Genomic DNA, 22,930 nt, shown 5'->3' on the forward strand with positions numbered 1-22,930 from the left:
TAGAAACGTAATGTATTAAAATATATGCCATATGACAAGCAAAGAAAGCGAAAGTGCAAAATTTATCGACCTTCACGGCCATTCAGGGCCGAACAAAACAGCTCCTATTGAGGATTTGCGCATTTATTCCTATTCACCGCAAATCAATGACTTACCTAAAGAAGGCCAATACTTTAGCGCTGGAGTTCACCCATGGAGGCTTAAAGAGGCCCTCAATAGCTTTGAGGAAGTTAAGAAGCTATGTCGTATGGAATCATGTCTTATGGTTGGAGAAGCCGGCCTTGATCGCGCTATCGATAGTGATTTAGCGACACAAGAAAAAGTCTTTAGGTGGCATATTGAATTGGCCAATGAACTAAACAAGCCTCTTATAATTCATAATGTAAGATGTCTGTCTGAGATATTTCGCCTTCATAAATCTTATCCGGGCCATACAGCATGGGTTCTTCATGATTTTAATGGAACAATCAAAGATATGAACGACTGTCATGAGCGTAGAGTGTATACTGGCCTTGGTCCCCGCTTCTACGAGTCGTCTAATGCAAAAATTAGCAGCACCATCTTGAATAATAAAGTGGACTTAGAGTATATCTTCTTTGAAACTGATGACCGTCGTGATCTTGAAATTTCAGATATCTATCGAGAATTCGCAAAAAGACAAGAGCTCGACTTAGCAGATCTAAAGGAACAAATTTGGCACAACCTCAGACGCCTTCTTGGCAAAAATTTAACGACTTAATCGAGTTTAGAGCACTTCTTGCTCCTATGGTTGGCCTTTCACATGTTGCTCTTAGAGATGCCCTCAGGCCATACTTCCCAAAGGATGTAAAAACCTTGTGGGCCACAGAAATGCTAAACTCAAGAAGGCTACCTGAGCAGATTCTTGGGGAGACACCAGAAACGTTAAAAAGCGAAAATGACTATGGACTCTACCCACAAATACTCTGCAATGAAGAAAGATATATTGAAAAGGCGATCCCAAAGCTAGAGGCCTGGGGAGCCAACGCTATTGATATCAATATGGGCTGCCCTGTGAAGAAGGCCCTAAAGCATAATTACGGTGTTTCTTTAATGGGCGACACAAAGTATGCATCAAGTGTTGTTGAGATGGTTAAAAGACATGCTACGGTTCCTGTCTCAGTGAAACTTAGGGCCGGTCATCAAAATGATAAGAACTTTCTTTTGGACTTTTGTTGTGCCCTTAAGGAAGCTGGAGCAGACTGGCTCATCTTACACCCAAGACTAGCGGCCCAAAAAAGAAAGGGTGTTGCAGATTGGGAGCAAATCAAATTCTTACAGGAAAGTATCGATCTTCCAATTATTGGTAATGGAGATATTCAAGATCATGGTGACATTGCTCAAATGTTAAATGAAACAGGTTGCCAAGCAGTTATGCTAGGACGCTCTTTAACGGCGAAGCCTTGGCTAATAACACAATTTGCGGCAGATCAAGGATATGAGCTCGATGAATTCCAAAAACAATTTCTAAGCGAAGACCCTCACCTTCATGCTCGCTACTATGGTGAATTTGTGAAAGCCTATATCAATGCATGCTTCAAGTATTATGAACCAAAGGCCGCACTAAAGCGCATTCGCTTCTTTTTGAAAGTTGGGCATGTATGGCTTAACTTTGGCCATAGCTTTACTAAGAAGGTTTTTGGACTAGAAAGCGCGCAAGAATATAGCGATGCTATTGATCTCTATATGAATAACTCTTCCTTAAAAATTTCGAAAAGAACGAATCTACGTTACTAGTGTTCGCAGTGGTTACAACGGCAAAGCTTAATATTCAGTAAGTGCGCAGCTATAAGAGCTAGACCACCAATGATTGAAGCGACAACTTCAACAGTCCCAATTGCATGAGAGTGACTGTGCATGTGCATATGACCAGCGTGTTCGGCCAAGAAGTATTGATTAAAGTGACCAACTAAAATAGCGGCCATCCCAAGAATACCAATAAAAAGTGGTCTCTTATCATTGTGAACTTTTAGGTTCTTGATAAAAGCATAAAGACCAACTGGAACAATAATGAGAATAGCGAGACTATGAATCAGTGGATTTTCAAAAAAAGTGGCAAGGGACGGAACAAAGATAATCAGTAATGGAATTGCCATGCAATGTAGGCAACATAAGACAGAAACGAGCAGTCCTGCGCGATCCGCTGATTCATCATATTTAGCTGTTTTAACTTCTTCCATTTTGTTGTCCATAAGCGTCCAATTGATTGATATATGTATATATAGAGAATTCTGTGACTCAAAGCAAGTAATTATTAAAAAATTACCATCATTAAAGTGTTGAAAATACTTTCTAATACGATACACTTGTAACGTAATATTATTTACGTGTATCAAGATAATCTTGCTACAGGGGGAAAAAATGAGTGGTTTAGACGATTTTTTAAAAAAGAAGAACAAACAGGCCAAGCATGCACTAACATCATCAAGTGATGAGATTGTGAAGAAGTGTAGACACCTGTTAGAAAGAATCCAAGATGAAGGTAGTGAGAAATACGACGAGCTATATGCTCTCTTTCGCTTTCGCTACGACAAAGTAAATGTCCAGAAACATAAAGTTGAGAAATTCTTAGAAGAGCTCCAACAAGAACTAGATCGTCTTGGAAAAGACCCAATTAAAGTTCTAGCAGAATACGATAAGCTGATCGAAAAAGAGCTTGAGGCCATTGGGCATATTGAAACTTATCAAAATGTTAAGAAGTCGACAAAGAAGGCAATTAACAGAATGGCAAAAGCCGCAAAAGAGGTTTCAGATGATGTTGAAGAAGCCGTTGAGGAAGTTAAGCGAACAACGAAGAAAGTGGCAAATGACCTAACGAAGAAAGCCCAAGACGCTAAAAAAGAAGCAAAGAAAGTCGTCAAGAAAGCGACGAAGAAAGTAGCTAAAAAAGTAGAAAAGAAAGTAGCCAAAAAGACTGCTAAGAAAGTAGCTAAGAAAACGGCCAAGAAGACTGCAAAGAAAGTGGCTAAGAAAACGGCAAAGAAGACAGCAAAGAAAGTAGCTAAGAAAACGGCCAAAAAGACTGCAAAGAAAGTAGCTAAGAAAACGGCCAAAAAGACTGCAAAGAAAGTAGCTAAAAAAACGGCCAAAAAGACTGCAAAGAAGGTAGCTAAAAAGACTGCAAAGAAAGCGGCACCTAAGAAAGCAGCCAAAAAAGTAGCTAAAAAGACAGCAAAGAAAGTAGCTAAGAAAACGGCTAAGAAAACGGCTAAGAAAACTGCAAAGAAAAAATCAAAATAAAAAACAAGGCCCTCGTTTGAGGGCCTTTCTTATAAAAGAGCATGAGCTATTGAGAAATAGATAATGATTCCCGTCACATCACAAATCGTTGCGACAAAGGGAGTTGAGGCCGTAGCAGGGTCAAAGCGAAGCTTCTTAAGTAGAAATGGCAGCATTGAGCCTACAAGTGTCCCCCACATGACAATACAAATAATGCTACATCCAACAATAAGAGAGATTTTTGCAAAGTTTACACCATAGGCTTCATTTGCATGTGGCCAGAAGTAGATTCTCATAAAGCCAAAGATCCCAAGAATAAATCCCATAAAAAGACCTGATCCAAGCTCTCTAAAAAAGACACGAAGTGAGTCACTATTTTTAACCTCACCAAGGGCAAGGGCGCGAATAACAAGTGTTGATGCTTGAGCACCTGAGTTTCCACCAGATGAAATAATAAGAGGAATAAAAGTAACAAGCGCAACAGTATGAGCAATGGCCGCTTCAAAATGAGTCATGGCCGTGGCCGTAAGCATTTGGCCGATAAAAAGTATAACTAGCCAACCAAGGCGCTTCTTTGTCATTTCAAAGAATCCAACTTCAAGGTAAGGAGCATCAAGAGATTCAACGGCCGCAATCTTTTGCATATCTTCTGTCGTCTCTTCTTCGACCGCTTTAATAATATCGTCAATTGTGATGATCCCTTTCATTCGGAATTCTTCATCAACAACCGGCAGAACGACTTGTTCGAAACGACTGAAAACTCGACCAATCTCCTCCTGATCCATATTATCAGGGATAGCAATTAGGTCATCACCTGTTGTCATTAATTCAGAAATCTTTTGGCCATCACGAGCACCAAAAAGCTCACGCAGAGAAACCACTCCAACAAGTTTTTGAGCTGTATCAATCACATAAGTATAATAAATCGTCTCAACATTACTAAGTGTTTGGGTACGGATATAACGAATGGCCTCTTCCACCATCATATTCGCGCGAAGACGAATATAATTAGAGTTCATCAGACCACCGGCAACGTCTTCGGCGTAGGCCATTAGGGCCATAACTTCAACGCGGGCATGTTTAGCTAAGAGAGATAGAGTCTCTTCAACTTGTTCATGATCAAGAAGCTGTAAAATATCGGCCAAGTCATCATAGGCCAAATCATTTGCCCAACGCCTTTTAAGATCCCGGTCAAATTGTTCAAAAAGATCGGCTTGATAATTCGAATCAAGTGAGTCAAAGAAGTCTTGGGCCTCTTCTTCTGACATACTATTAAAAGTCGACAGACGCTCGGACTCAGAAAGAGAAGGCCAATCTTTTAAGGCAATACCAATTTTGGTAAATTGCATTGTATTCTCAATTTCTGGATGAGTTTCATTTGTCATTTAATTTGCTCCCACAAAATACTAATCGACATTCCAAGTGCAAACTTAAATAAAATTAGCTAGTTAGATTTTCACATCACAATTTTATTGGAACTTTAAAAAATGGCGCGCCATCTTCTTCACTAAAAATGAACTCTCCCCCATTCATATTGTATTGAATACTAGGAATCAAAAGTCTAGGAGCACTTAAAACAGCATCACGAGATGTTCTAAAGTCTAAGAACTCATCTTTAGTAGTACTTGCCTTACATTGTATATTATTGCGTTTTTGCTTGCCGACAGTTGTCTTAAACATAATCTCACGCCCACCAGGGCCGTAGTCATGGCCGACGTAGATACTACAATTATCATCGAGAGAGTAAATTTTTTGAATTGATTCATAAAGGTCGTCTGCACTTCCTTTTGGAAAGTCACAACGGCCAGTTCCCATATCAGGCATAAAAATAGCATCACCCACAAAGAGTGCCTCTTTATTTATATAAAGACTCATACAAGCAGGAGTGTGCCCTGGTGTCTCAATAATTTCGACTTCAAGATCATCAGCTACCTTAAAAACCTCACCTTCACGAGTTAATAAATCAAATTGAGAGCCGTCCTCTTTCACTTGAGAACGGAAAGCTTCATTAAAGACGTTTTGTACCTTTTTGATATTTTCATGAATGACAATCTTCGCACTAGGGTAATATTTCTTTAGGCTTGATGCACCAGAAAGATGATCCGCGTGAACATGAGTTTCAAAAATATATGAAAGCTCAAGATCTTTCTCTTTTAAGAACTCATCGATCAGTAAAACTTCTTTTGTTGACACAGAACCACTTGCGTAGTCGAAGTTTAAAACAGGATCGACTACAATGGCCCTCTTTGAAACCAAAGAGTAAATGATATAAGTCAGAGTATTAGTGTCTTTATCAAAAAAAGAGTGGATCAACATTTAAAATTCTCCTAATCCTTGAGGGTATATTTGCACCGCGCATCACAAAATGAAATTCACTTAAAAATTCACTTAAGTTTTGGTGATTAAAGGATTATAATCCAATCAAATAACATTTTAAAATTTTTATTAAATTAGACAAAGGAAATGTATCAATGTCAGCATTACGCTTTTATTTGACTAACTCCGTTGCTAAAAAGCAAGTAATGGGAGTTACGGGACTACTTCTGTGTGGTTTTCTACTATCACACATGCTTGGTAACTTTTTACTAATGGTTGGGGCAGACGCTTTTAACAAGTACGCTTACACGCTTACTTCTAACCCACTAATCTACGTTGCAGAAGCTGGTCTTCTTGTAATCTTTTTAACTCACCTCTTTATGGCCCTGAAACTTACGATGGAAAATAAAGCAGCTCGTCCGGTTAATTACTACATGAAGCAACCAACAGGACGTGGAGCAACTTTCGCATCTTCAACAATGCCATACACTGGTATGCTAATTCTTTTCTTCATCATCATGCACTTAATTAACTTTAAGTATGGTGCTGTATATATGACAACATTAAATGGAATGGAAGTTCGTGACCTTTACAAGACTGTAATTGAGTACTTTGCTTCTCCTCTTAATGTGGGAATGTATGTAGTTTTCATGATTGTTATTGGAATTCACGTATCTCACGGGTTCTGGTCAGCATTCCAATCAATTGGATTTAACCACCCTAAGTATATGCCAGCGATCAAGTTTCTTTCAAAACTATACGCTGTTGTCTTAACTGTTGGATACTCAACAATCGCAATTTGGTGTCACGTTAAGGGAGGAATGTAATGACTAATATGAATATCAAAAAAATGGATGGAAAAGTTCCTGCTGGTGACGATATCACTAAGGTATGGACTCAACATAAATTCAACATGAAACTTGTTAACCCTGCCAACAGACGTAAGTTTGAAGTAATCGTTGTTGGTTCTGGACTTGCTGGTGCATCTGCGGCAGCAACTCTTGGAGAGCAAGGTTACAATGTTAAGTGTTTCTGTCTTCAAGACTCTGCAAGACGTGCTCACTCGATTGCAGCTCAAGGTGGTGTTAACGCTGCTAAGAACTACCCAAATGATGGTGACTCAATCTGGCGTCTATTCTACGACACTGTAAAAGGTGGAGACTATAGAGCGCGTGAAGCTAACGTTTATCGTCTAGCTGAAGTTTCAAATAATATTATCGACCAATGTGCGGCTCAAGGTGTTCCTTTTGCTCGTGAATACGGTGGAACTCTTTCTAACCGTTCATTTGGTGGTGCTCAAGTATCACGTACATTCTATGCTCGTGGACAAACTGGTCAACAGCTTCTACTAGGTGCTTACTCTTCTCTAATGAAAGAAGTAGGTCGTGGTAAAGTTCAAATGCTAACTCGTCGTGAGATGGTTGACCTAGTTATGGTTGATGGCCGTGCACGTGGTATCATCACAAGAAATGTAATCACTGGTGAATTTGAAAAGCACGCAGCAGATGCAGTTCTAATGTGTACAGGTGGATACGGAAACGTTTACTATCTATCAACAAATGCAATGACTTCAAATGGTTCAGCAGCATGGAAGGCCTACAAAAAAGGTGCAATGTTTGCTAACCCATGTTTCACTCAAATTCACCCAACTTGTATTCCAAGACACGGTGAAAATCAGTCGAAACTTACTCTAATGTCTGAGTCTCTAAGAAACGACGGACGTGTTTGGGTTCCAAAAGTAGCTGGAGACCACAGAGCACCAAATGATATTCCAGAAGAAGAAAGAGATTACTACCTAGAAAGAAAGTATCCTTCATTTGGTAACCTTGTTCCTCGTGACGTTGCTTCTAGAAACGCAAAAGAACAAATTGATCAAGGTAAGTCAGTACGTGCTGGTGAAGAAGCAGTTTACCTAGACTTCGCGACAGCAATCGCACGTGATGGTGAAGACGCAATTAGAGAGCGCTACGGTAACCTTTTTGATATGTACGAAAGAATTACTGATGAAAACCCATATAAAGTTCCAATGAGAATTTACCCAGCTGTACACTATACAATGGGTGGTCTATGGGTTGACTATAACCTTCAAACAACTGTTCCAGGACTATTTGCTCTTGGTGAAGCAAACTTCTCAGACCACGGTGCAAACCGTCTAGGTGCTTCTGCACTTATGCAAGGTCTAGCGGATGGTTACTTTGTTGCACCATTTACAGTTCCTAACTACTTAGCAACTGAAAAACTTATGGGTAATAAAGTAGGAACTGATCACCCAGAATTTGACAAGGCACTAACAGAATCTAAAGAAAGATTCTCTAAGCTACTTTCAATCAACGGTACAAGATCAGTTGAGTCAATTCACAAAGAACTTGGTCAAATCATGTGGAACCATGTTGGTATGGCAAGAGACGAGAAGACTCTTAAAGAAGGTATTGAAAAGATTAAGAAACTTCGTGAAGTATTCTGGAAAGACGTTAAAGTTACAGGAACAGCAGATGGGATCAATATCGAGCTTGAAAAAGCTAACCGTCTTGCAGACTTCCTAGAGCTTGGTGAGCTAATGGCACGCGACGCTCTTGAAAGACCAGAATCATGTGGTGGTCACTTCAGAGAAGAGTCTCAAACTGATGAGAACGAGGCCCTAAGAAATGACAATGACTTCTGTCACGCAGCTGTATGGGAATACACTGGTGAAGCTAGTGAGCCAATTAGAAACGTGGAAGAATTAGACTTCCCTAACGTTCCACTAACACAAAGAAGTTACAAATAAGAGGTATATGATATGAGTAGCAATAATAATATGACACTTCATCTAAAAATCTGGCGTCAAAAGAATCGTGAAGATAAAGGTCAAATGGCCGACTATACTTTAGAAAACGTTTCTCCGGATGCTTCATTTCTTGAAATGCTAGATCAGTTAAACGAAGAACTTATCCCACAAGGTGTTGAGCCAGTAGCTTTCGACCACGACTGTCGTGAAGGTATCTGTGGTATGTGTTCTCTAATGATCAATGGTCAAGCACATGGGCCAGAAGCTGAAACAACGACTTGTCAGCTTCACATGAGAAAATTCTCTGATGGTGACACGATTGTAATCGAACCATTTAGAGCAAGAGCTTTCCCTGTTGAAAAAGACCTTATGGTTGATCGTAGTGCATTTGATGAAATCATCGCAGCTGGTGGTTTCGTTTCAGTTAACACTGGTAACGCACAAGATGCTAACGCAATCCTTGTTCCAAAAGAACAAGCTGACCTAGCAATGGATGCGGCCGCATGTATCGGTTGTGGAGCTTGTGTTGCTTCATGTAAGAACGCTTCTGCTATGCTTTTCGTATCAGCAAAAGTTTCTCAAATGGCACTTCTCCCACAAGGACAAGCTGAAGCTTCTCAACGTGTTCAAAACATGGTTAAGAAGATGGATGATCTTGGATTTGGTAACTGTACTAACGAAGCAGAATGTGAAGCTTCATGCCCGAAAGGAATTGAAATCACAAATATTGCTCGTATGAACAGAGAGCTACTAAAAGCAGCTGTTACTTCTAAGACGACACCAACTGTTTAATTTAGTTAATTAAATTCAGATAAAATAAGGGCCTACAAATGTAGGCCTTTATTTATTGTAAGCTCTAAACTCACAGCGTAGAATTATCGAAAGGAGCATTTATGAAAGTATTAGTTTCTCTCTTTATAACAACGCTTACACTTGCTTTGTCCCCTGGAGACAAGGCACCAAACTTCACCCTTGAGAATCAAGAAGGGAAACAAATTTCTCTGTCATCTTATAGAGGTAAGAAAGTTATCCTTGAATGGTATAACGAAGGGTGCCCCTTTGTGAGAAAGCACTATGATTCGATGAATATGCAGCAAACACAAAAACGAGCAAAGCAAAGTGGTTACCACTGGCTTTCCATCAATTCATCTAATATTGGTAAGCAGGGATACATCAAAAATGCACAAGCTGCGAAGAATCGCCTACAAGTTGAAAAATCTCATGCGACTCATCTTCTCATTGATACGGACGGAACAGTTGGAAAGCTTTACAATGCTAAGACGACACCAGAAATATTTATAATCAATGAAAAGGGACTCATCGATTATATGGGTGCAATTGATAGCATTCCTTCGGCCGACAAAAGAGATATTCAAAATGCTCAAAACTATGTTAAAAACGCACTACAACAGCTAAAAGAAAATAAAAAAGTAAGCCCAGCGCGAACGAAACCTTATGGATGTAGTGTTAAGTACTAATGTTTATTTATAACGAAAACACCCAATTATTTGTAAAAAAAATCAGACTCATGGCAAGTGATATCTTTGCGAGCATTGGGCTATCTTTTAAGCGCTCACGCCTTCATTTTAAAGGCGTCATGTACCCACTTACATTTGTGGTAAATGACTCTGATAAGATCCTGGGGTTTTACGACCCATTGATCTACCAAATTGGTATTAATAAATGCTTTCTTACGATTAACGACGACAAGCTTTTAGAAAATGTCCTAAAGCATGAGCTGGCCCATTTCTTAGTCCATATTGAATGTGGCATTCATGAACAGGCCCACGGCGTGGAGTTTAGAAATATATTTAAACGCTTTGGGTGGGACGAGAACTTTTCAAAATCTCAAGTCAACCTAACGGCATTCGTAAGAACAAACGACAATATTACCGCTAAGATTCAAAAACTTCTTGAGCTTGCCAAGTCGGAAAATGAATTTGAGGCCAAGCTTGCTGCGAAAAAGGCCAACGACCTCATTCAAAAGCATAACCTTAACAAATTAAAACTTAATCATTTAACGCGATCAGATTTTGACATGAAAGAATTTGAAGACACATATGTCAGACGTGTCGCTTCTTTCAAAAGACGAAATATTCTTCACGACTGTCTCTACGACATTCTCAAAGAATATGCCGTCTCTCCTGTTTTTAGTTCAGGCCGCGGTGGTGGTTATCTTGAAATTATCGGTGCCAAGGAAAATGTTGAGGCCGCTCACTTTATTTATGACTATACAGCTAACGCAATGGAAGGCCTATGGAAGCAAGCAAAGAAGTCATCAAATTTAAAAGGTGTTCGAGCACGCAACTCCTACTATAAGAGTTTTACTAAGTCGTTTCTAAATGAGTTAAAAGGTCACCAAAGTAAACAGATTAGCTCCCGTGAGCTTATTCACATTAAAGGCCTAGCAGAGGCCCACAGAAATCGCGTCTACCCTCGCGTATCATCACAAACAAGTCAGGCAACAAGTTTTGATGCGAATGCATGGAATCTTGGCGCTAAGGCCGGAAAACAATTTAAAATGGGTAAAGGAATTGGGCAAAAATCAGGGACTAAACTTCTAAGTAACTAAAATCTAATTAGGCATCTTTCTTTACAAAAACTCTTAATATTTTGCGCGAATTACCGATATGATACTGGTAAAGCGGAGATCTAATGGCGAAGATAGCAAATTCCAAAAAAATTATTAAAGGATTTATCACTCAATGTACGATGGTTTTTAAATCGTATGAGTACCATGTTGTTGAGTCTAAGAATAAATCCAACCTTTGGCACTTTAGCGTCTCTAAAGATGACAAGAAATACGTCGTCTACTGCACAAACTCACTTGAAAAAGTACAAGGAATTATAAAGATTGCTCTTAAGAAACTTCCTGAAGATACTAAACTTGTCGTTATCTGTGACAACTTCTCAGCTGAAGATCGTACAAAAGCAGTTTCAAACTCATACACGATCACTGACCTAGGTACGATTAAAAAGTATGGTATTGATTTACTAGAGGCCAAGCAACGAGAAACTTTGGCAAAAACTCGAAGAGCTGCTTAGTTATTTAGACGCTTTTCTTATCAGCGCCATATATCCATTTATGCTGCTGCCCAATCACTCTGAAAGGTCCACCTTCTAATTGATTCCACTCTTGAATATCGATGAATCTTTGCATTGGAAATTCTTCACTTGGTTCAAAGCATGGAGTAAGTACCCAAGGAAACTCAATCGCCCCTAAACTCTCCTCAAGCTTTCGATAAGCACGTAATGTATAATCAAAGTCCTTACGATCAGCAATGACAGCTTTAAGCTGAAATTTTCCATCATAGTTCTGAGCAAGCTTTTCAATTAATGCTAAACGAGTTTGAACACCTGTAGAAGGAGTTTTAAGATCAAATGAAATATAGTCGAGATTTTCAAAAACTTCATCAACAACACGTGTTCCAGCCGCTTCAATATTAAGCTTAAAACCTTTCTCTTTTAAAAACTTTGAAAGGGCCACAACACTTGGAACATGCTTAGGATGAAGAGGATCTCCACCTGTAATTGAGATCCAATCAATTTTTCCTTGATAAGATTCTTCTAATACCTTTTCAAAGATCGACTCAATTGATGTCGGTTCAATTTCAAAACTCCAAGTATCCATCGAGTCACAATTAATACAACCAACGGCACAACCTTGAAAACGTACGAAGACCTGTGAGCGGCCAACAAAGACTCCCTCTCCTTCTGTAGCGCGGTAAATGTCGTTAATAAGATACTGTTGCATTGAAAAACCTTCTTAAAGGGTATTTATATAGCATAAGGCCTTAAAATGTCATATATTTAAAAGTAAATCGAGTAATTGCTACATGAAAAATGGCCCAAAGGAAGAAATATGATTGATATAGATGAACAATTTCGTGCTGTCATCGCTGAATTACAGGCCGGCAAAAGACCAAATTGTACCTATACCAAAGAAGACTTCAGTGTCTTTAAGGCCCGCTTTAAAGAGCTAAATCGCGAAGAAAATTGGGAGGCACTTATTCCCCTTCTATGTTTACTCGATAATACAATTACTCTCGATCATATTATCTACCCAGAAATCATGGATTGCTTGGCGTTATGCCACGACCCAGAAGTCCTAACCCTATGCCTTGGGGTGGCCAGAAAACAGATTATCGATGAATTTCATAAAAGAGGCGAAAGGCTGCCATTTGAGTTTCTCGAGGCCCTAGAAAAGCTTGTCGGTCATCAGGACCCAGAAGTCTTTGAATGGGCCCTACGCTTGATTGAATCTCTAGGTTCACAGTCAATCTATTTTAAAAAGGCCGTCCTAGAGGCCAAACCAGGCTTCTTTGCACGTTTTAATCAACACAAGAAGGCCTGTGTGGAAATTATTGAGCTGCTTGAACGCCGCTGGCAATAGTGTGCTATAATTTGTCTCATGGATAGAAAGTTTAGCGCCAACGACAATTTTGAATTACTAAAGAACGAGCGCAATATTGCTAATAGGCAAATGTATAAGATGCAGCCTTCACAAGAGGTTCAAGTTCAAATTTTTCCAGACAAAAGTGTAACTCCCGCAAAATTCATTCCAAACACAACAATGCCTGGTACTTTCAGAGCACACCCTACGACGATCGCGGCCATGAGAAGTGATCTCTTTGCCAATATGTATGACGAAGCATTCGAAGAATTAAGTGCAATAATCACCTGTTCAGGCTGTAAAACAGAGGTTGATAAGCAATTTTGGAAGTTTTGTCCTCATTGTGGAGCATCGTTTCCAAATAATTAGCTCTAAACTATTGATATTCCATGACAAAGTAATCCTTTGTAAGAAAAATACCTTTTACTAACACCTCCCCGACCAGTAAATTCTTTCTACAACACACGAACACAATATTTGTTGTGCGTAATTGTTTTGCCTAAGCGCAAAACTAAGGTTACAAACAACTTGTTTCACTGGAAGAAACACGGCACAAGGGAGTCGAAATGAACAGAGCTAACTCGTATCTATCGGACAAGCAAATAGCTGCACTTAAAGATGCGCTACTTGCTGACAAAGAAAGAATTCTTAACAAAAACAGTGAGAAAGAGCAGTATTGCATGGACAAGAACGAACTACTTGACCCTCTAGATGAGGCAGTAGCAAACGTTCAAACATCGCAGGAAATTCGTTTCAGAAATCGTGAAAACTTCTACGTAAAGAAAATCAATAAAGCACTGACAAAAATCGAAAAAGGTGAATACGGACTTTGCGATGAGTGTGATATTGAAATTGGTTTTGACCGTCTTATGGCGAGAAATACTGCTGAGCTTTGCATTGCATGTAAAGAAGAAGCTGAGCACGAAGAGAAATCGAATGTTTATTTAAAGCGTTCTAAATCTCTTGGAAAGACAATTGCTGAAATTGGAAAAAGATAAAAAATAAGGCCTCTTTTAGAGGCCTTTTTTATTTGTGCTTACTTTCTAAAGTAACTAATACTTAATAATTCAAACTCATCTGCAATATGATATTGCCCCGTTGAGAACTCCGCTGAATTAGCGATTCCGCTTTCAATGACACTCTTTCTAATATCTTTAATCTCATCTTTTTGAACATCAAAATACAGAACATAGACTTTTGAAGAAAGCTTATCTACTTTCTTAACTCTTGGCCCATGCTCGCTTAAAAACTTTTGTAAATCGACAATATTGCCCTGATCAACAGAAACGATTAGCTTATCACTCGCTATACTTTGACAGGCCCCCTTACTCTCTTGGGCAAGACCAACCCCTGAAAACTTTAGACCTAGATCTTTTTCAAAACTTGCCCTAAGACAGTAGTCGACTTTTTCATAAGAGATACGAAATGCCATTGAAAGCTTAGGGCCACACAGTCCATAAGTGTGAATCATATCAATTTTTTCGGCCACAAATTTTTGCTCATGTAGGTATTGAACAACTTGGCCTAATATTTCATCACGATTTGTATTAAGACTTACTTGATCATTAAAGGATGCAATTTTTGTACGACCTTGGTCTTCTTTATACCAACATGTATCGTTATTTACTGAAATTAACGGACCTGCATAGATAAATTTACCTAGGAGTAATGAAAGTAAAGATATAATTATTTTCTTCATAAACTTTCATCGGTATTTAAAGAACAAAATTTAGTGTAGACTTAACTTATGACAGGCAACGATTACAAGATCCGATTAATCGAGAAAGTTACTCGGGCATTTTACACCAAGGCCATTAATGATGTTTTCATTGGTTATCACTTTAGAAAGATAACCGCCAATAATGGCCCACTAGCAAATATAGATGACTTCAATGAGCATTTAGAGGTTATCAACGCCTTTTGGCAGGCACAGTTATTAGGAATAAAATTTCCACGTCCAGCGGCCCACTTGCTTGAGGCCCACGAATACTTAAATATCCGCTTAGGTGAACTTGGACGATGGGTAATGTTATTCAAGGAAACATTAGAAGAGTATAGACAAGAAAATCCTGAATTCATTAATGCATGGGAAGTAAAGATCGATGCTTTTCAAACAGGATTTAAGAAGTACTTCTTTAAAAAATAAAACAGGAAAGGCACAACAGGAGATCGATATGTTAAAACTTGAAAAGAATTTTCAAAACTTAACACTTAATTCATTTCCATCAAAGCTAGCGCTATTGTGTATTCTTTTAGTTGTTGTCGGACTTGGCAGCTACATGACCTTCAATAATAAACTTGGTCAAAAAGATCTTCTACTCTTTCTCTTTACACCAACAATCGTTTTATCACTTCTAAAATATCGTCATCTTGAGATGAGTAAACCCAGAAATACAGCAAGGCTTGTTGCCCGCTCCCTTCTTAGAAAACAAATCACTCAATTTGGACTTGATGAAATAGAAAGAGTCGAACTCTTAAGAACGAGAGGTGCCACAGCATCAAATCACGCCATTCAAGTACGCTTGAAAAGCAATAAATGCTTTCTTATTACCAGTAGTGATATCATTGGAACAAATAAGAAATTAGAAGAGTATCACGAAGAAATTAATCAGTGGCTAATGGACTAATTACAATCTTCTTTTTTTTGTGGATTTTTGGCCTTATAGACTTGTTTAACAAAATCGACAAGAACAGGCTCACTAGCAACATCATCAAATAGCCAATTACGAGCATAGTATTGATTAAGCTTATATGCGGCCAAACAAGCTTCATGTGACGTCAAATACTGAACGACAATCATTTCAACTAATCTAACTTTAAAACGTTTTGGAGAGCCGACAATACAACCTTCTGGATAGTCCTTACAGTCTAAATGACGACCTTCTTCTTTTAGGCCAATGCGAACTTCTTCAATTGTATTGTCAAACTTATAGGCCATATCAAACATTTCTAAAGGAGTATAAATATCCTTTTCAGAACATGATGACATTACAAAGAGTGATGAAAGAAAAAAGAAAATGCTAATACGTTTAAACATATTAGCATTTTATCATTTAACGGCGTCTGCCGCGAGAATTTTTTGATGTACGAGATGGTGTACGAGTGCTTGTACGTGACGTGGTCTTCTTTTGAGGAAGCTTCCCTCTTCGAGCAACTTTCTTTGTCGCCTTCTTTGCACCTGATTTCTTTGCCATAGACTTTAAAAAGATTGGATCTATCATAAGAGTATCCTGATTCTTAATCGCCTCATTGATTTGGCCAATTAATTTCTGATCCTTTTTAGTCACAAAATTGTAAACACTTCCAGCTCTTCCGGCACGACCCACACGGCCTGAACGGTGGATATAGTAAACAGCTTCAAAAGGTAGGTCATAATTAAGTACCCATTGAAGAGTCTTAATATCAATTCCACGAGCGGCCATATCTGTTGTGATTAGAATACCACCTGTCGCTTTAAACTTTTTAAAGTTCGCACTCCTCTCTTTTGCTGTAATATCGCCATGAGAAACATAGAGATTCTTCACAAGATTGGCCTGCTTCATATAATTATATACTTCAACGGCCTTCTCTTTTTGGTTAACAAAGATAATTCCACTACCCTTTGCTTCTTTCTTAACGAAAACATCTAGCATGGCATTCTTCTCTGTATAGTCCAAGGCGATATTAAATGTTTCAATTGTTTGAGAAAGTCCATGTGAACCAACTAAACTAATTGACTTAAACTCCATTCCTGAAAAGAAATCGGCCTTTAGCATGTCAAAGTCATCGGCCATTGTTGCTGACACAAGACACGCTTGGTACGAAGAAGTAAGGTGGCGACGAATTGCCTTAAGTTCACGCATGAAACCCATATCAAGGAGCTGATCCGCTTCATCAATAATCAGATACTCAAGCTCATCAAGACGAATTTCCTTCTTTTCAAGCATCGACTTAATACGACCAGGTCCACCAATAAGAATATCAAAAGTTTGCTTTTTAAGCGTGCTTACTTTCTTACCTTTTTCACCACCAAGAGCAAGACGAACACGCATCTTTGCATGGTGAGAGATCTTCTTACACTCATCAGAGACCTGCATAGCAAGTTCCTTGATTGGAAGTAAGATGATGGCACGAGGAGAACCTGCTTTTTGGTTCTTTAACTCAGATTCTGTTTCTTTTAGCTTTTGAAATAGAGGAAGAAGATAACTTAGGGTCTTTCCGCTACCTGTTTGGGCCTGTACCTGAAGGTTGTGGCCATCTAGAAACTCAGGAATTGCTTCAGACTGAACTTCTGTCGGCTTAGATAGCTTATTTTCTTTTAAGAAACCTGAAAACAGGTCCATATCGATAATTTCAACAAATTCTTTTGTGTTTTTTGCCATTTTGTACTCTCCTAAATAGACAACTCCGCTCGCGACCAGCATTGGTCTACGCAGAAATAAATGGGGGGATCTTTTGATCCCCCGATATTTAACACAATGTTTCTTAAATTAGAAGTGAAGTCTGAAGTTTACAGAGTGAATTGTTGAAATTTTCACACCTTGTACTTCTGAAGTGATTGGTTGCTTAAGAGAATACATGAAATCCATGAATCCTAGCTTAAGTCTTGGAGTTAGAGTTAGGTGTTCAGAGTCAACCATCCCTCTTACAGTAACAGCTAGTCTTTCCTTCCAAACATGGAACATGACGTCTGTACCAGCGTAAACTCCATCAGCGAAATCATAACCATCTCTCATGTGAAAACCAACAAATGGGCGAACTCTCATATTTGAAAGATTAAAGCTATAATCAGTATGCATACGGTAACCAATTTCTGGTTCATATAGTGGAAGGTAACCCTCATCATTTTCAATCACTGTCGCAAGAGCGATATCTTGGATCTTAAACATTGTTCTAAAGTTTGATAGCCAGTGAAAACCATAAGTGATGTCGGCCATCGCATAAAGAGTCATATTCTGATCAAGGTTTTCAGTATCGATAACATCGCCCTCACCAGCAATTGCGTCTTGATCAAGAACACGTCTTACGTCTGCTCTATATAGACCGTAAAGAGAGAAAGAACCAAAGTGTCTTTCATTCTTATAGTCAAAGTTAAGACCTGCTGTAACGTCTGCTTTTACATAAGCATCAATAATTGGTGCCATTGTACCAGATCCAGCAAATGGAATTGCTGTTCCACCAAGAGCGTCAGTAAGTTCAGCTTCAAATTGAGTTTTTTCCGCTCCAGATAAACCTAAAGCTGTGGCCAGTTGTGAAACTGTAGAAGTCGTTCCAGCAAGAACACCATCGAGAACTGATTGAGTAAGCTTATCTTGAAGAATAGTCTTCGTTTCTGCATCTACTGGAATAGCATTAATAAGTGTATCAGTTTCAATATTTTCTTCACCAATTCCAATTAGTGAACCAATATTTACACCAAGTCTAACACTTGGGCTAATAAGTCCTTTGAAAGCGTTAAATGATGGAAGAGGCACTCCAACCTCTACATTTAATCTAAGGTTTTGTTCCGTATCAGCATAAGCAGAAAGTACATCCGCTGCCGCTTGATCTGGATCAGCTGCATCAGAAGCATCTGATACATCTCCAACTAGTTCCATAAGATCAGTGTTAGCATAAACTGACATATCAACGAGAAAGTCATGCCCAGGCTCTCTTAGGAATTCTTGAGTTTGAAATTTGTCTTCCATTAAGCGAAAACGATCCTGTACATCATAATTAGCATCGGCCGCAAAAGTCATTTGTCCTGCTAAGAGCGTAGCAAAAGTCGCTCTTACTAAAAAAGATTTTTTCATTTATTTGTCCCCTTCCGTGGTTAAATCTTCTTAATTGTCTTAACCAATATTAACACGGAATGAATTCTAAAAATTAGTAGGAAAATTTATATAATCCCTTTAAAATAAAAAGGAATTTAATTTGAATTTAACAAAGGTTGACTATGCAGGTTGGTTTTATCCACAGCAATTCTAATGAAAATCAAGAAATTATTATCTCAGTTAAAGAGTTCTTTTTTAAAGAAGAAAATAATGAATTAATTATTTCTGAAAATGGTGGAAGCATCAAGGTTCATGTTGATGACGACTGCTTAGTCCTAAAGTTAATTCAAAAAATTCAGGATGCGAAATTACAAGAAACGCCTCTTCAAGAAGGCTCGACTTACTTCATGGAAGTTGGAGAGAGACTTAGCTATAAAAAAAGTGAATTCAAATTAAAAACTCTCTCTCATGCCCAACAGACACCTGACGAGTTTGAAATTACATCTGAAAAAGATGAAGACGATCTTGGCCTTGATGAAGTACAAAATTTCCATCACCAAGAAGACCAAGAGTCACTTGAAGATATCAAGATCGCCACTCAAGGCAACTCTCCTTCATTTGAAATGACAAGTAGTGATATGCTTACAAGAGATGAATCTGATGATGACTCCGACAGTGACGAAGAAGATATTTCATTTATTATCGAGACTAATGAAGATCAACCAACACAACAAAAAGTAGATGAAGATACAGACTCTCTTAGTATCACTCAAGTTCTAAATGTCGCTCGCCTGCAAAATGCGGAAGCTGAACAAGAAAAGAAGGTAGCGAAACAAAGCGAGCATATCAGTCGCCCTCTAGGTGAAAACAAGAAGAAGAAAAAAACAAAGAAAAAGTCAACTAAATCAAAAGAAAAAGCCTCAGGTCTTAAGCTAGGAACTGCCCGCGACTATGAAGGTGCAAAAATAAGAAAAGCACAACAGAAGAAAAAGAAAGCAAAACAAAATGAAAATAAATTAGTAGGGCCTTTTACTCGCTTTGTGAGTGCCTTATCACTAGTCTTTGCAACCACGATTATTTCAACACAAGTGGAAGTTGAGGCCATCGAGTCGTTAAGTGTTAAGCTGGCCGATTTGGCCAATACAGAACTAGCAAAATATGTTGAGTTTTCGCTTAGTCCAGATATTGCAAAAATCTTTATCGTTCTTTTTGGAATCTTATTTGTTTCCAACTTAATATTTAGCGTGTCGCCAACTCTCTTTATTAGTGGTGCAACAACTTCTGGTTCATTCTTATCAAAAAGGGCCAAGGCCGTACTTAGAACACCACTAGACTTAATTGCACATCTTATTCCTCTTTTTGAGATGCCTGTGGTTTTTGATACTCCCTCACTAAAAGAGCTAATCACTCGAGGACGTATTACTTATCGAGTAAAAGGCTTCAAGTTTATTTCACTTATTAACTTAGCTATTTTTACTCTCCTAGTAATTGGTTATCCAATTATCCAAGAGGGCTTTTCCAATACTGCAGCTCCAACACAAATCAATGTTCCTAAAGAGCTTGGAAAGAGACCGTTAAAGATTAAAGAGCTTCTTATCTCAAAGAAGTTCTCACAAGAGCATATTGTACTTAGAGTAGGTGGCCCTAGACCTGCTTATTTTATCATTAACAAAAACACGGCCAACACATATGTAGTAAAAATGACAGATTCGATGCCATTTGAAAGATTTGAAAATAGCTTTAGCTCAATCCCATTTTTTAAGTATCGCTACCCTTACCTAAGTTCATTTTATAAAGATGAAAAGTCGAGTTACTTAACAAGAGAAGACTTTGGAAAATTATTTTGGGCCGGTGAAATCATTAAAGGCCGATCGACTAAAGATCTTGTCCATGTTGACCTTCTTGCGATTGGCCAATCAAAGAAAGCATTTTCAGAATTTAAAATGGATTATAAGCAGTATCGAAACTTGAATAAATTCACTTCATTCTATCGAGGAAGTAGTGATGAAGTTTATCTCTATATTGCTCAAGACCAAGTTATGCAATTTGCTAAGGTTGGCGGAAATATGAAATCAAGCGAGCTTGAAGGCTTCACTTTCCTAGCAAGACCAAAGGTTAAAATTGAATATATCGACAGTGTTGAGAAGGCCCATCAAGGGACTAATAAATCAATTTTAATGAGCCAACTTGAAGAGATCAACCAACTCGTCTCTCTTAAGGACAACGGTGAGAATCGCGCCTCTTTCGTAAAATTTGCCAAAGATCTGGCCAAATTTTTACAAGGTAGCCCAAATACTGTTGGACAAGAAGCGGCAAAAGAAATATTAAAGCTAAGTACTTTAAATAATTAAAGTTAGTAGAAATATTTCAACAGTCGAGTTACGACAAAGGGTGATCTATGCGCATTCAAGATCAAGTCAAAGAACACTTTAAGTTCAAAGTTGTCCACGAAGATAAGAATTCAGGAGCAAGAGCAGGCGTTATCACAACTCCTCACGGAGAAATCCCAACTCCAGTTTTTATGCCAGTTGGTACTCACGGTGCAATTAAAGCACTACCACCAAATTTCCTAAAGGATCTGGACACTAAAATTATTCTTTCAAATACATACCACCTTCACTTATCACCAGGTTCAAAGCTGGTTCAAAAAGCAGGTGGACTTCATAAATTTATGAATTGGGACAGACCAATTCTTACAGACTCTGGTGGATTCCAGGTATTCTCTCTTCAAAGAAAGAGTATCAAGGAAGAAGGAGCAGAGTTCAAAGATCACAAAGGTAAGGCAATTATGCTCTCACCTGAGACATCAATCCAAATTCAACAAGAGCTTGGATCAGATATCATGATGGCATTTGATGAGTGTATTCCATATCCTGCAACACGTGAGTATACAAAGAACTCTATTGATCGTACTCACCGTTGGCTAGATCGTTGTATCGACGCTTGGACCAACCCAAAGCAAGCGCTATTTGGAATTATCCAAGGTTCAACTTACGATGACTATAGAGACGAGTGTCTTGACGAGCTTGTTAAGCGTGACCTTCCAGGTTATGCCATTGGTGGTGTATCTGTTGGTGAAGGACCTGAGCTAATGGAAAAAATCGTTAAGTACACAGGGCCTAAGATGCCAAAGGATAAACCACGCTACGTAATGGGTGTTGGTAATCCAGAAGACCTTTGCATGATCTGGGAGCATGGAATCGATATGAGTGACTGTATCATTCCTACGAAATTTGCTCGCGGTGGGACTCTATTTACAAAACGTGGAAAAATCAGAATTCGTCACAAGAACTATCGTCGTGACTTCTTTCCAATTGAGCCAAATTGTAAGTGTTACTGTTGTGAGAACTTCACTCGTGCTTATGTGAAGCACTTATTTGACTCAAATGAGATCCTTGGACAAGTTCTAGCAACTATGCATAATATCGAGTTCTATAAGAATATGGCCGAAGAAGCTCGTGAGGCAATCTTAAATGATCGCTACAATGAGTGGAAAGCTGACTTCCTAAAGAGCTACAATAAAGATGACGGTGCTAAAAACTAATTAAGTACTCAATATAAGGGACACTCTAGTGTCCCTTTTTCTTATAAACTTTTCAGATATATAGACCCATATTACATTCTAAGCTAAAACCTCGTATGAGGAAGTTCTACTTAGTTTTACTACTTATATTTTTGATGACGACAAACCTGACCATGGCCAAACGCTATATTGGTGGTGATGAGTGGAATAGGCAGAAGCTAACACAAGAAGTTTTTCTTTCTCAAAAAGCTACGATTCAAGAATTAATTCTAAGAACAGTGAAAGTTGTCAATGAAAGGCAAAAGAAAGTTGGGACTGCTTTTCTCTATAAGCAAGACGAAACATCTTATACATTCTTAACTAACTATCATGTCATTTCAGGCCAGAGAGAATGTCACGACTCCAAAATCCTCATCATCAACGAAGAGTTTAAGAAGTTTCGTGGAAAATGTGAAAGAACTCTCGACTCTGGTAGCATAAAGTCTGGCTCCGACTATACATACTTTACAGTAAAGAAAACCAACCGCATCTCATTTCTAGAAAGTATAAGTGATATTAAGTTAAACTACCCCACACCTAAAGCAGGAGATCGTTTGGTATCAGTTGGTTTTGGTGCCGGGAAGGCCAACCTTAGAAGATATGATGCAAGTATTATTCAAGATAAGGATTGTGTCTACTTAACGGGAAATATCGATTTAATTTTCAACAAAGACAAGGTACGAGATGTCTTCTTTACGGCCTGTGATGCTCAATCAGGAGATTCAGGTAGTGCAATTATGAACAGTGACACAGGTGATATCATCGGATTATTTTTTGGCGTCGCTGACCAAACAAAGAATAATCCCCTATCCTCAAGTGAAGTTTGGGATAATCTTGGTACAGACTTTATGGAATTCTATACAAACTCTTCAATGTCCATTGATTTAAAAACTATTCAAATGAAATAAAAAAGGAGCACCTCG

General features: G+C 38.6%; 25 protein-coding genes. 17 read left to right on the plus strand and 8 right to left on the minus strand.

The annotated features are described in order from the left end of the window. Positions 1–31: 31 nt before the first annotated feature. Entirely contained in the window at positions 32–739 is a 708-nt protein-coding gene (locus tag ACRXC1_RS08830; RefSeq protein WP_433658128.1) for a TatD family hydrolase, read from the plus strand. Further along, positions 694–1,755 carry a tRNA-dihydrouridine synthase family protein gene (locus ACRXC1_RS08835; RefSeq protein ID WP_433658130.1) on the plus strand — a complete coding sequence of 354 codons (1,062 nt, stop codon included), beginning with the start codon at positions 694–696 and terminating at the stop codon, positions 1,753–1,755. The genes ACRXC1_RS08830 and ACRXC1_RS08835 overlap by 46 nt, the downstream gene beginning before the upstream one ends. Here ACRXC1_RS08835 and ACRXC1_RS08840 read toward each other — a convergent pair. Further along, entirely contained in the window at positions 1,752–2,198 is a 447-nt protein-coding gene (locus ACRXC1_RS08840; RefSeq protein WP_392957784.1) for a MerC domain-containing protein, read from the minus strand. The two genes, ACRXC1_RS08835 and ACRXC1_RS08840, sit on opposite strands and share 4 nt — an antisense overlap. Positions 2,199–2,379: 181 nt before the next feature. Here ACRXC1_RS08840 and ACRXC1_RS08845 point away from each other — a divergent pair, with 181 nt between their 5' ends. Further along, entirely contained in the window at positions 2,380–3,258 is an 879-nt protein-coding gene (locus ACRXC1_RS08845) for a hypothetical protein (protein WP_433658132.1), read from the plus strand. Between the two features lie 29 nt (positions 3,259–3,287). Here ACRXC1_RS08845 and mgtE read toward each other — a convergent pair whose 3' ends face one another. Next, entirely contained in the window at positions 3,288–4,622 is a 1,335-nt protein-coding gene (gene mgtE, locus ACRXC1_RS08850; protein WP_393061845.1) for a magnesium transporter, read from the minus strand. A 76-nt stretch (positions 4,623–4,698) separates the two neighbouring features. Further along, on the minus strand, positions 4,699–5,553 hold the full coding sequence (locus ACRXC1_RS08855) for an MBL fold metallo-hydrolase (RefSeq protein WP_433658134.1): 855 nt from the start codon (positions 5,551–5,553) through the stop codon (positions 4,699–4,701). Positions 5,554–5,708: 155 nt separating this feature from the next. Here ACRXC1_RS08855 and ACRXC1_RS08860 point away from each other — a divergent pair, with 155 nt between their 5' ends. The 6 genes from ACRXC1_RS08860 to ACRXC1_RS08885 all read left to right on the plus strand — a co-directional run bounded on the left by ACRXC1_RS08860 (position 5,709) and on the right by ACRXC1_RS08885 (position 11,365). Beyond that, positions 5,709–6,380 carry a succinate dehydrogenase cytochrome b subunit gene (locus tag ACRXC1_RS08860; RefSeq protein WP_392860362.1) on the plus strand — a complete coding sequence of 224 codons (672 nt, stop codon included), beginning with the start codon at positions 5,709–5,711 and terminating at the stop codon, positions 6,378–6,380. Beyond that, positions 6,380–8,320 carry a fumarate reductase/succinate dehydrogenase flavoprotein subunit gene (locus tag ACRXC1_RS08865; RefSeq protein ID WP_392911886.1) on the plus strand — a complete coding sequence of 647 codons (1,941 nt, stop codon included), beginning with the start codon at positions 6,380–6,382 and terminating at the stop codon, positions 8,318–8,320. Before ACRXC1_RS08860 ends, ACRXC1_RS08865 begins: the two co-directional genes overlap by 1 nt. A 30-nt stretch (positions 8,321–8,350) precedes the next feature. Beyond that, complete coding sequence (locus ACRXC1_RS08870) at positions 8,351–9,112, plus strand: succinate dehydrogenase/fumarate reductase iron-sulfur subunit (RefSeq protein ID WP_040314528.1); 762 nt, start codon at positions 8,351–8,353, stop codon at positions 9,110–9,112. Between the two features lie 101 nt (positions 9,113–9,213). Further along, positions 9,214–9,798, plus strand: a complete 585-nt coding sequence (locus ACRXC1_RS08875; protein ID WP_433658137.1) for a redoxin domain-containing protein — start codon at positions 9,214–9,216, stop codon at positions 9,796–9,798. Continuing rightward, the gene (locus ACRXC1_RS08880) at positions 9,798–10,892 is read left to right on the plus strand and encodes a SprT-like domain-containing protein (RefSeq protein ID WP_433658139.1); all 1,095 of its coding nucleotides are present in this window, start codon (positions 9,798–9,800) and stop codon (positions 10,890–10,892) included. The genes ACRXC1_RS08875 and ACRXC1_RS08880 overlap by 1 nt, the downstream gene beginning before the upstream one ends. Before the next feature lie 83 nt (positions 10,893–10,975). Continuing rightward, entirely contained in the window at positions 10,976–11,365 is a 390-nt protein-coding gene (locus ACRXC1_RS08885; RefSeq protein WP_433658141.1) for a hypothetical protein, read from the plus strand. A gap of 4 nt (positions 11,366–11,369) precedes the next feature. Here ACRXC1_RS08885 and ACRXC1_RS08890 read toward each other — a convergent pair whose 3' ends face one another. Beyond that, entirely contained in the window at positions 11,370–12,074 is a 705-nt protein-coding gene (locus tag ACRXC1_RS08890; protein ID WP_433658143.1) for a 4Fe-4S cluster-binding domain-containing protein, read from the minus strand. 108 nt (positions 12,075–12,182) lie between these two features. On the opposite strand from ACRXC1_RS08890, the gene ACRXC1_RS08895 reads away from it, so the two are divergent. The 3 genes from ACRXC1_RS08895 to ACRXC1_RS08905 all read left to right on the plus strand — a co-directional run bounded on the left by ACRXC1_RS08895 (position 12,183) and on the right by ACRXC1_RS08905 (position 13,711). Further along, positions 12,183–12,713, plus strand: coding sequence for a hypothetical protein (locus tag ACRXC1_RS08895; RefSeq protein WP_433658145.1), 531 nt, complete (start codon positions 12,183–12,185; stop codon positions 12,711–12,713). Positions 12,714–12,731: 18 nt separating this feature from the next. After that, complete coding sequence (locus ACRXC1_RS08900) at positions 12,732–13,082, plus strand: hypothetical protein (protein WP_433658147.1); 351 nt, start codon at positions 12,732–12,734, stop codon at positions 13,080–13,082. Positions 13,083–13,279: 197 nt separating this feature from the next. Then, positions 13,280–13,711 carry a TraR/DksA family transcriptional regulator gene (locus ACRXC1_RS08905; protein ID WP_021267338.1) on the plus strand — a complete coding sequence of 144 codons (432 nt, stop codon included), beginning with the start codon at positions 13,280–13,282 and terminating at the stop codon, positions 13,709–13,711. A gap of 38 nt (positions 13,712–13,749) precedes the next feature. On the opposite strand, the gene ACRXC1_RS08910 is transcribed toward ACRXC1_RS08905, so the two are convergent. After that, positions 13,750–14,412 carry a hypothetical protein gene (locus tag ACRXC1_RS08910; RefSeq protein WP_392911900.1) on the minus strand — a complete coding sequence of 221 codons (663 nt, stop codon included), beginning with the start codon at positions 14,410–14,412 and terminating at the stop codon, positions 13,750–13,752. Positions 14,413–14,460: 48 nt separating this feature from the next. Between ACRXC1_RS08910 and ACRXC1_RS08915 the strand changes: the two genes are divergently transcribed. Next, a complete protein-coding gene (locus tag ACRXC1_RS08915) occupies positions 14,461–14,859 on the plus strand; it encodes a hypothetical protein (protein ID WP_433658149.1) in 399 nt (132 codons plus the stop codon). A 28-nt stretch (positions 14,860–14,887) separates the two neighbouring features. After that, positions 14,888–15,340 carry a hypothetical protein gene (locus ACRXC1_RS08920; protein WP_433658151.1) on the plus strand — a complete coding sequence of 151 codons (453 nt, stop codon included), beginning with the start codon at positions 14,888–14,890 and terminating at the stop codon, positions 15,338–15,340. On the opposite strand, the gene ACRXC1_RS08925 is transcribed toward ACRXC1_RS08920, so the two are convergent. From ACRXC1_RS08925 to ACRXC1_RS08935, 3 genes are all read right to left on the minus strand, one after another. Further along, a complete protein-coding gene (locus tag ACRXC1_RS08925; protein WP_433658153.1) occupies positions 15,337–15,750 on the minus strand; it encodes a hypothetical protein in 414 nt (137 codons plus the stop codon). The two genes, ACRXC1_RS08920 and ACRXC1_RS08925, sit on opposite strands and share 4 nt — an antisense overlap. 16 nt (positions 15,751–15,766) lie before the next feature. Then, entirely contained in the window at positions 15,767–17,074 is a 1,308-nt protein-coding gene (locus ACRXC1_RS08930; RefSeq protein ID WP_433658155.1) for a DEAD/DEAH box helicase, read from the minus strand. 108 nt (positions 17,075–17,182) lie between these two features. Further along, positions 17,183–18,484 (minus strand): hypothetical protein, encoded by a 1,302-nt coding sequence (locus ACRXC1_RS08935; RefSeq protein ID WP_433658157.1) that lies wholly within the window; start codon positions 18,482–18,484, stop codon positions 17,183–17,185. A gap of 143 nt (positions 18,485–18,627) precedes the next feature. On the opposite strand from ACRXC1_RS08935, the gene ACRXC1_RS08940 reads away from it, so the two are divergent. From ACRXC1_RS08940 to ACRXC1_RS08950, 3 genes are all read left to right on the plus strand, one after another. Beyond that, positions 18,628–20,796: a hypothetical protein gene (locus ACRXC1_RS08940; protein ID WP_433658159.1), complete on the plus strand. Its 2,169-nt coding sequence runs from the start codon at positions 18,628–18,630 to the stop codon at positions 20,794–20,796. 47 nt (positions 20,797–20,843) lie between these two features. Beyond that, positions 20,844–21,989 (plus strand): tRNA guanosine(34) transglycosylase Tgt, encoded by a 1,146-nt coding sequence (gene tgt, locus ACRXC1_RS08945; RefSeq protein ID WP_392911912.1) that lies wholly within the window; start codon positions 20,844–20,846, stop codon positions 21,987–21,989. A 134-nt stretch (positions 21,990–22,123) separates the two neighbouring features. After that, positions 22,124–22,915 (plus strand): S1 family peptidase, encoded by a 792-nt coding sequence (locus ACRXC1_RS08950; RefSeq protein WP_392911914.1) that lies wholly within the window; start codon positions 22,124–22,126, stop codon positions 22,913–22,915. Positions 22,916–22,930 lie beyond the last annotated feature (15 nt).

The organism is Halobacteriovorax sp. GFR8 (genome assembly GCF_050955245.1).
Taxonomy (GTDB): Bacteria; Bdellovibrionota; Bacteriovoracia; order Bacteriovoracales; family Bacteriovoracaceae; genus Halobacteriovorax_A.

Bases quoted from the DNA above. Each gene is read 5' to 3' on its own strand.
- ACRXC1_RS08830 (WP_433658128.1), top strand. From the start codon at position 32: ATGACAAGCAAAGAAAGCGAAAGTGCAAAATTTATCGACCTTCACGGC.
- ACRXC1_RS08840 (WP_392957784.1), bottom strand. From the start codon at position 2,198: ATGGAAGAAGTTAAAACAGCTAAATATGATGAATCAGCGGATCGCGCA.
- ACRXC1_RS08845 (WP_433658132.1), top strand. From the start codon at position 2,380: ATGAGTGGTTTAGACGATTTTTTAAAAAAGAAGAACAAACAGGCCAAG.
- mgtE (WP_393061845.1), bottom strand. From the start codon at position 4,622: ATGACAAATGAAACTCATCCAGAAATTGAGAATACAATGCAATTTACC.
- ACRXC1_RS08855 (WP_433658134.1), bottom strand. From the start codon at position 5,553: ATGTTGATCCACTCTTTTTTTGATAAAGACACTAATACTCTGACTTAT.
- ACRXC1_RS08860 (WP_392860362.1), top strand. From the start codon at position 5,709: ATGTCAGCATTACGCTTTTATTTGACTAACTCCGTTGCTAAAAAGCAA.
- ACRXC1_RS08865 (WP_392911886.1), top strand. From the start codon at position 6,380: ATGACTAATATGAATATCAAAAAAATGGATGGAAAAGTTCCTGCTGGT.
- ACRXC1_RS08870 (WP_040314528.1), top strand. From the start codon at position 8,351: ATGACACTTCATCTAAAAATCTGGCGTCAAAAGAATCGTGAAGATAAA.
- ACRXC1_RS08875 (WP_433658137.1), top strand. From the start codon at position 9,214: ATGAAAGTATTAGTTTCTCTCTTTATAACAACGCTTACACTTGCTTTG.
- ACRXC1_RS08880 (WP_433658139.1), top strand. From the start codon at position 9,798: ATGTTTATTTATAACGAAAACACCCAATTATTTGTAAAAAAAATCAGA.
- ACRXC1_RS08885 (WP_433658141.1), top strand. From the start codon at position 10,976: ATGGCGAAGATAGCAAATTCCAAAAAAATTATTAAAGGATTTATCACT.
- ACRXC1_RS08890 (WP_433658143.1), bottom strand. From the start codon at position 12,074: ATGCAACAGTATCTTATTAACGACATTTACCGCGCTACAGAAGGAGAG.
- ACRXC1_RS08895 (WP_433658145.1), top strand. From the start codon at position 12,183: ATGATTGATATAGATGAACAATTTCGTGCTGTCATCGCTGAATTACAG.
- ACRXC1_RS08900 (WP_433658147.1), top strand. From the start codon at position 12,732: ATGGATAGAAAGTTTAGCGCCAACGACAATTTTGAATTACTAAAGAAC.
- ACRXC1_RS08905 (WP_021267338.1), top strand. From the start codon at position 13,280: ATGAACAGAGCTAACTCGTATCTATCGGACAAGCAAATAGCTGCACTT.
- ACRXC1_RS08910 (WP_392911900.1), bottom strand. From the start codon at position 14,412: ATGAAGAAAATAATTATATCTTTACTTTCATTACTCCTAGGTAAATTT.
- ACRXC1_RS08915 (WP_433658149.1), top strand. From the start codon at position 14,461: ATGACAGGCAACGATTACAAGATCCGATTAATCGAGAAAGTTACTCGG.
- ACRXC1_RS08920 (WP_433658151.1), top strand. From the start codon at position 14,888: ATGTTAAAACTTGAAAAGAATTTTCAAAACTTAACACTTAATTCATTT.
- ACRXC1_RS08925 (WP_433658153.1), bottom strand. From the start codon at position 15,750: ATGTTTAAACGTATTAGCATTTTCTTTTTTCTTTCATCACTCTTTGTA.
- ACRXC1_RS08930 (WP_433658155.1), bottom strand. From the start codon at position 17,074: ATGGCAAAAAACACAAAAGAATTTGTTGAAATTATCGATATGGACCTG.
- ACRXC1_RS08935 (WP_433658157.1), bottom strand. From the start codon at position 18,484: ATGAAAAAATCTTTTTTAGTAAGAGCGACTTTTGCTACGCTCTTAGCA.
- ACRXC1_RS08940 (WP_433658159.1), top strand. From the start codon at position 18,628: ATGCAGGTTGGTTTTATCCACAGCAATTCTAATGAAAATCAAGAAATT.
- tgt (WP_392911912.1), top strand. From the start codon at position 20,844: ATGCGCATTCAAGATCAAGTCAAAGAACACTTTAAGTTCAAAGTTGTC.
- ACRXC1_RS08950 (WP_392911914.1), top strand. From the start codon at position 22,124: ATGACGACAAACCTGACCATGGCCAAACGCTATATTGGTGGTGATGAG.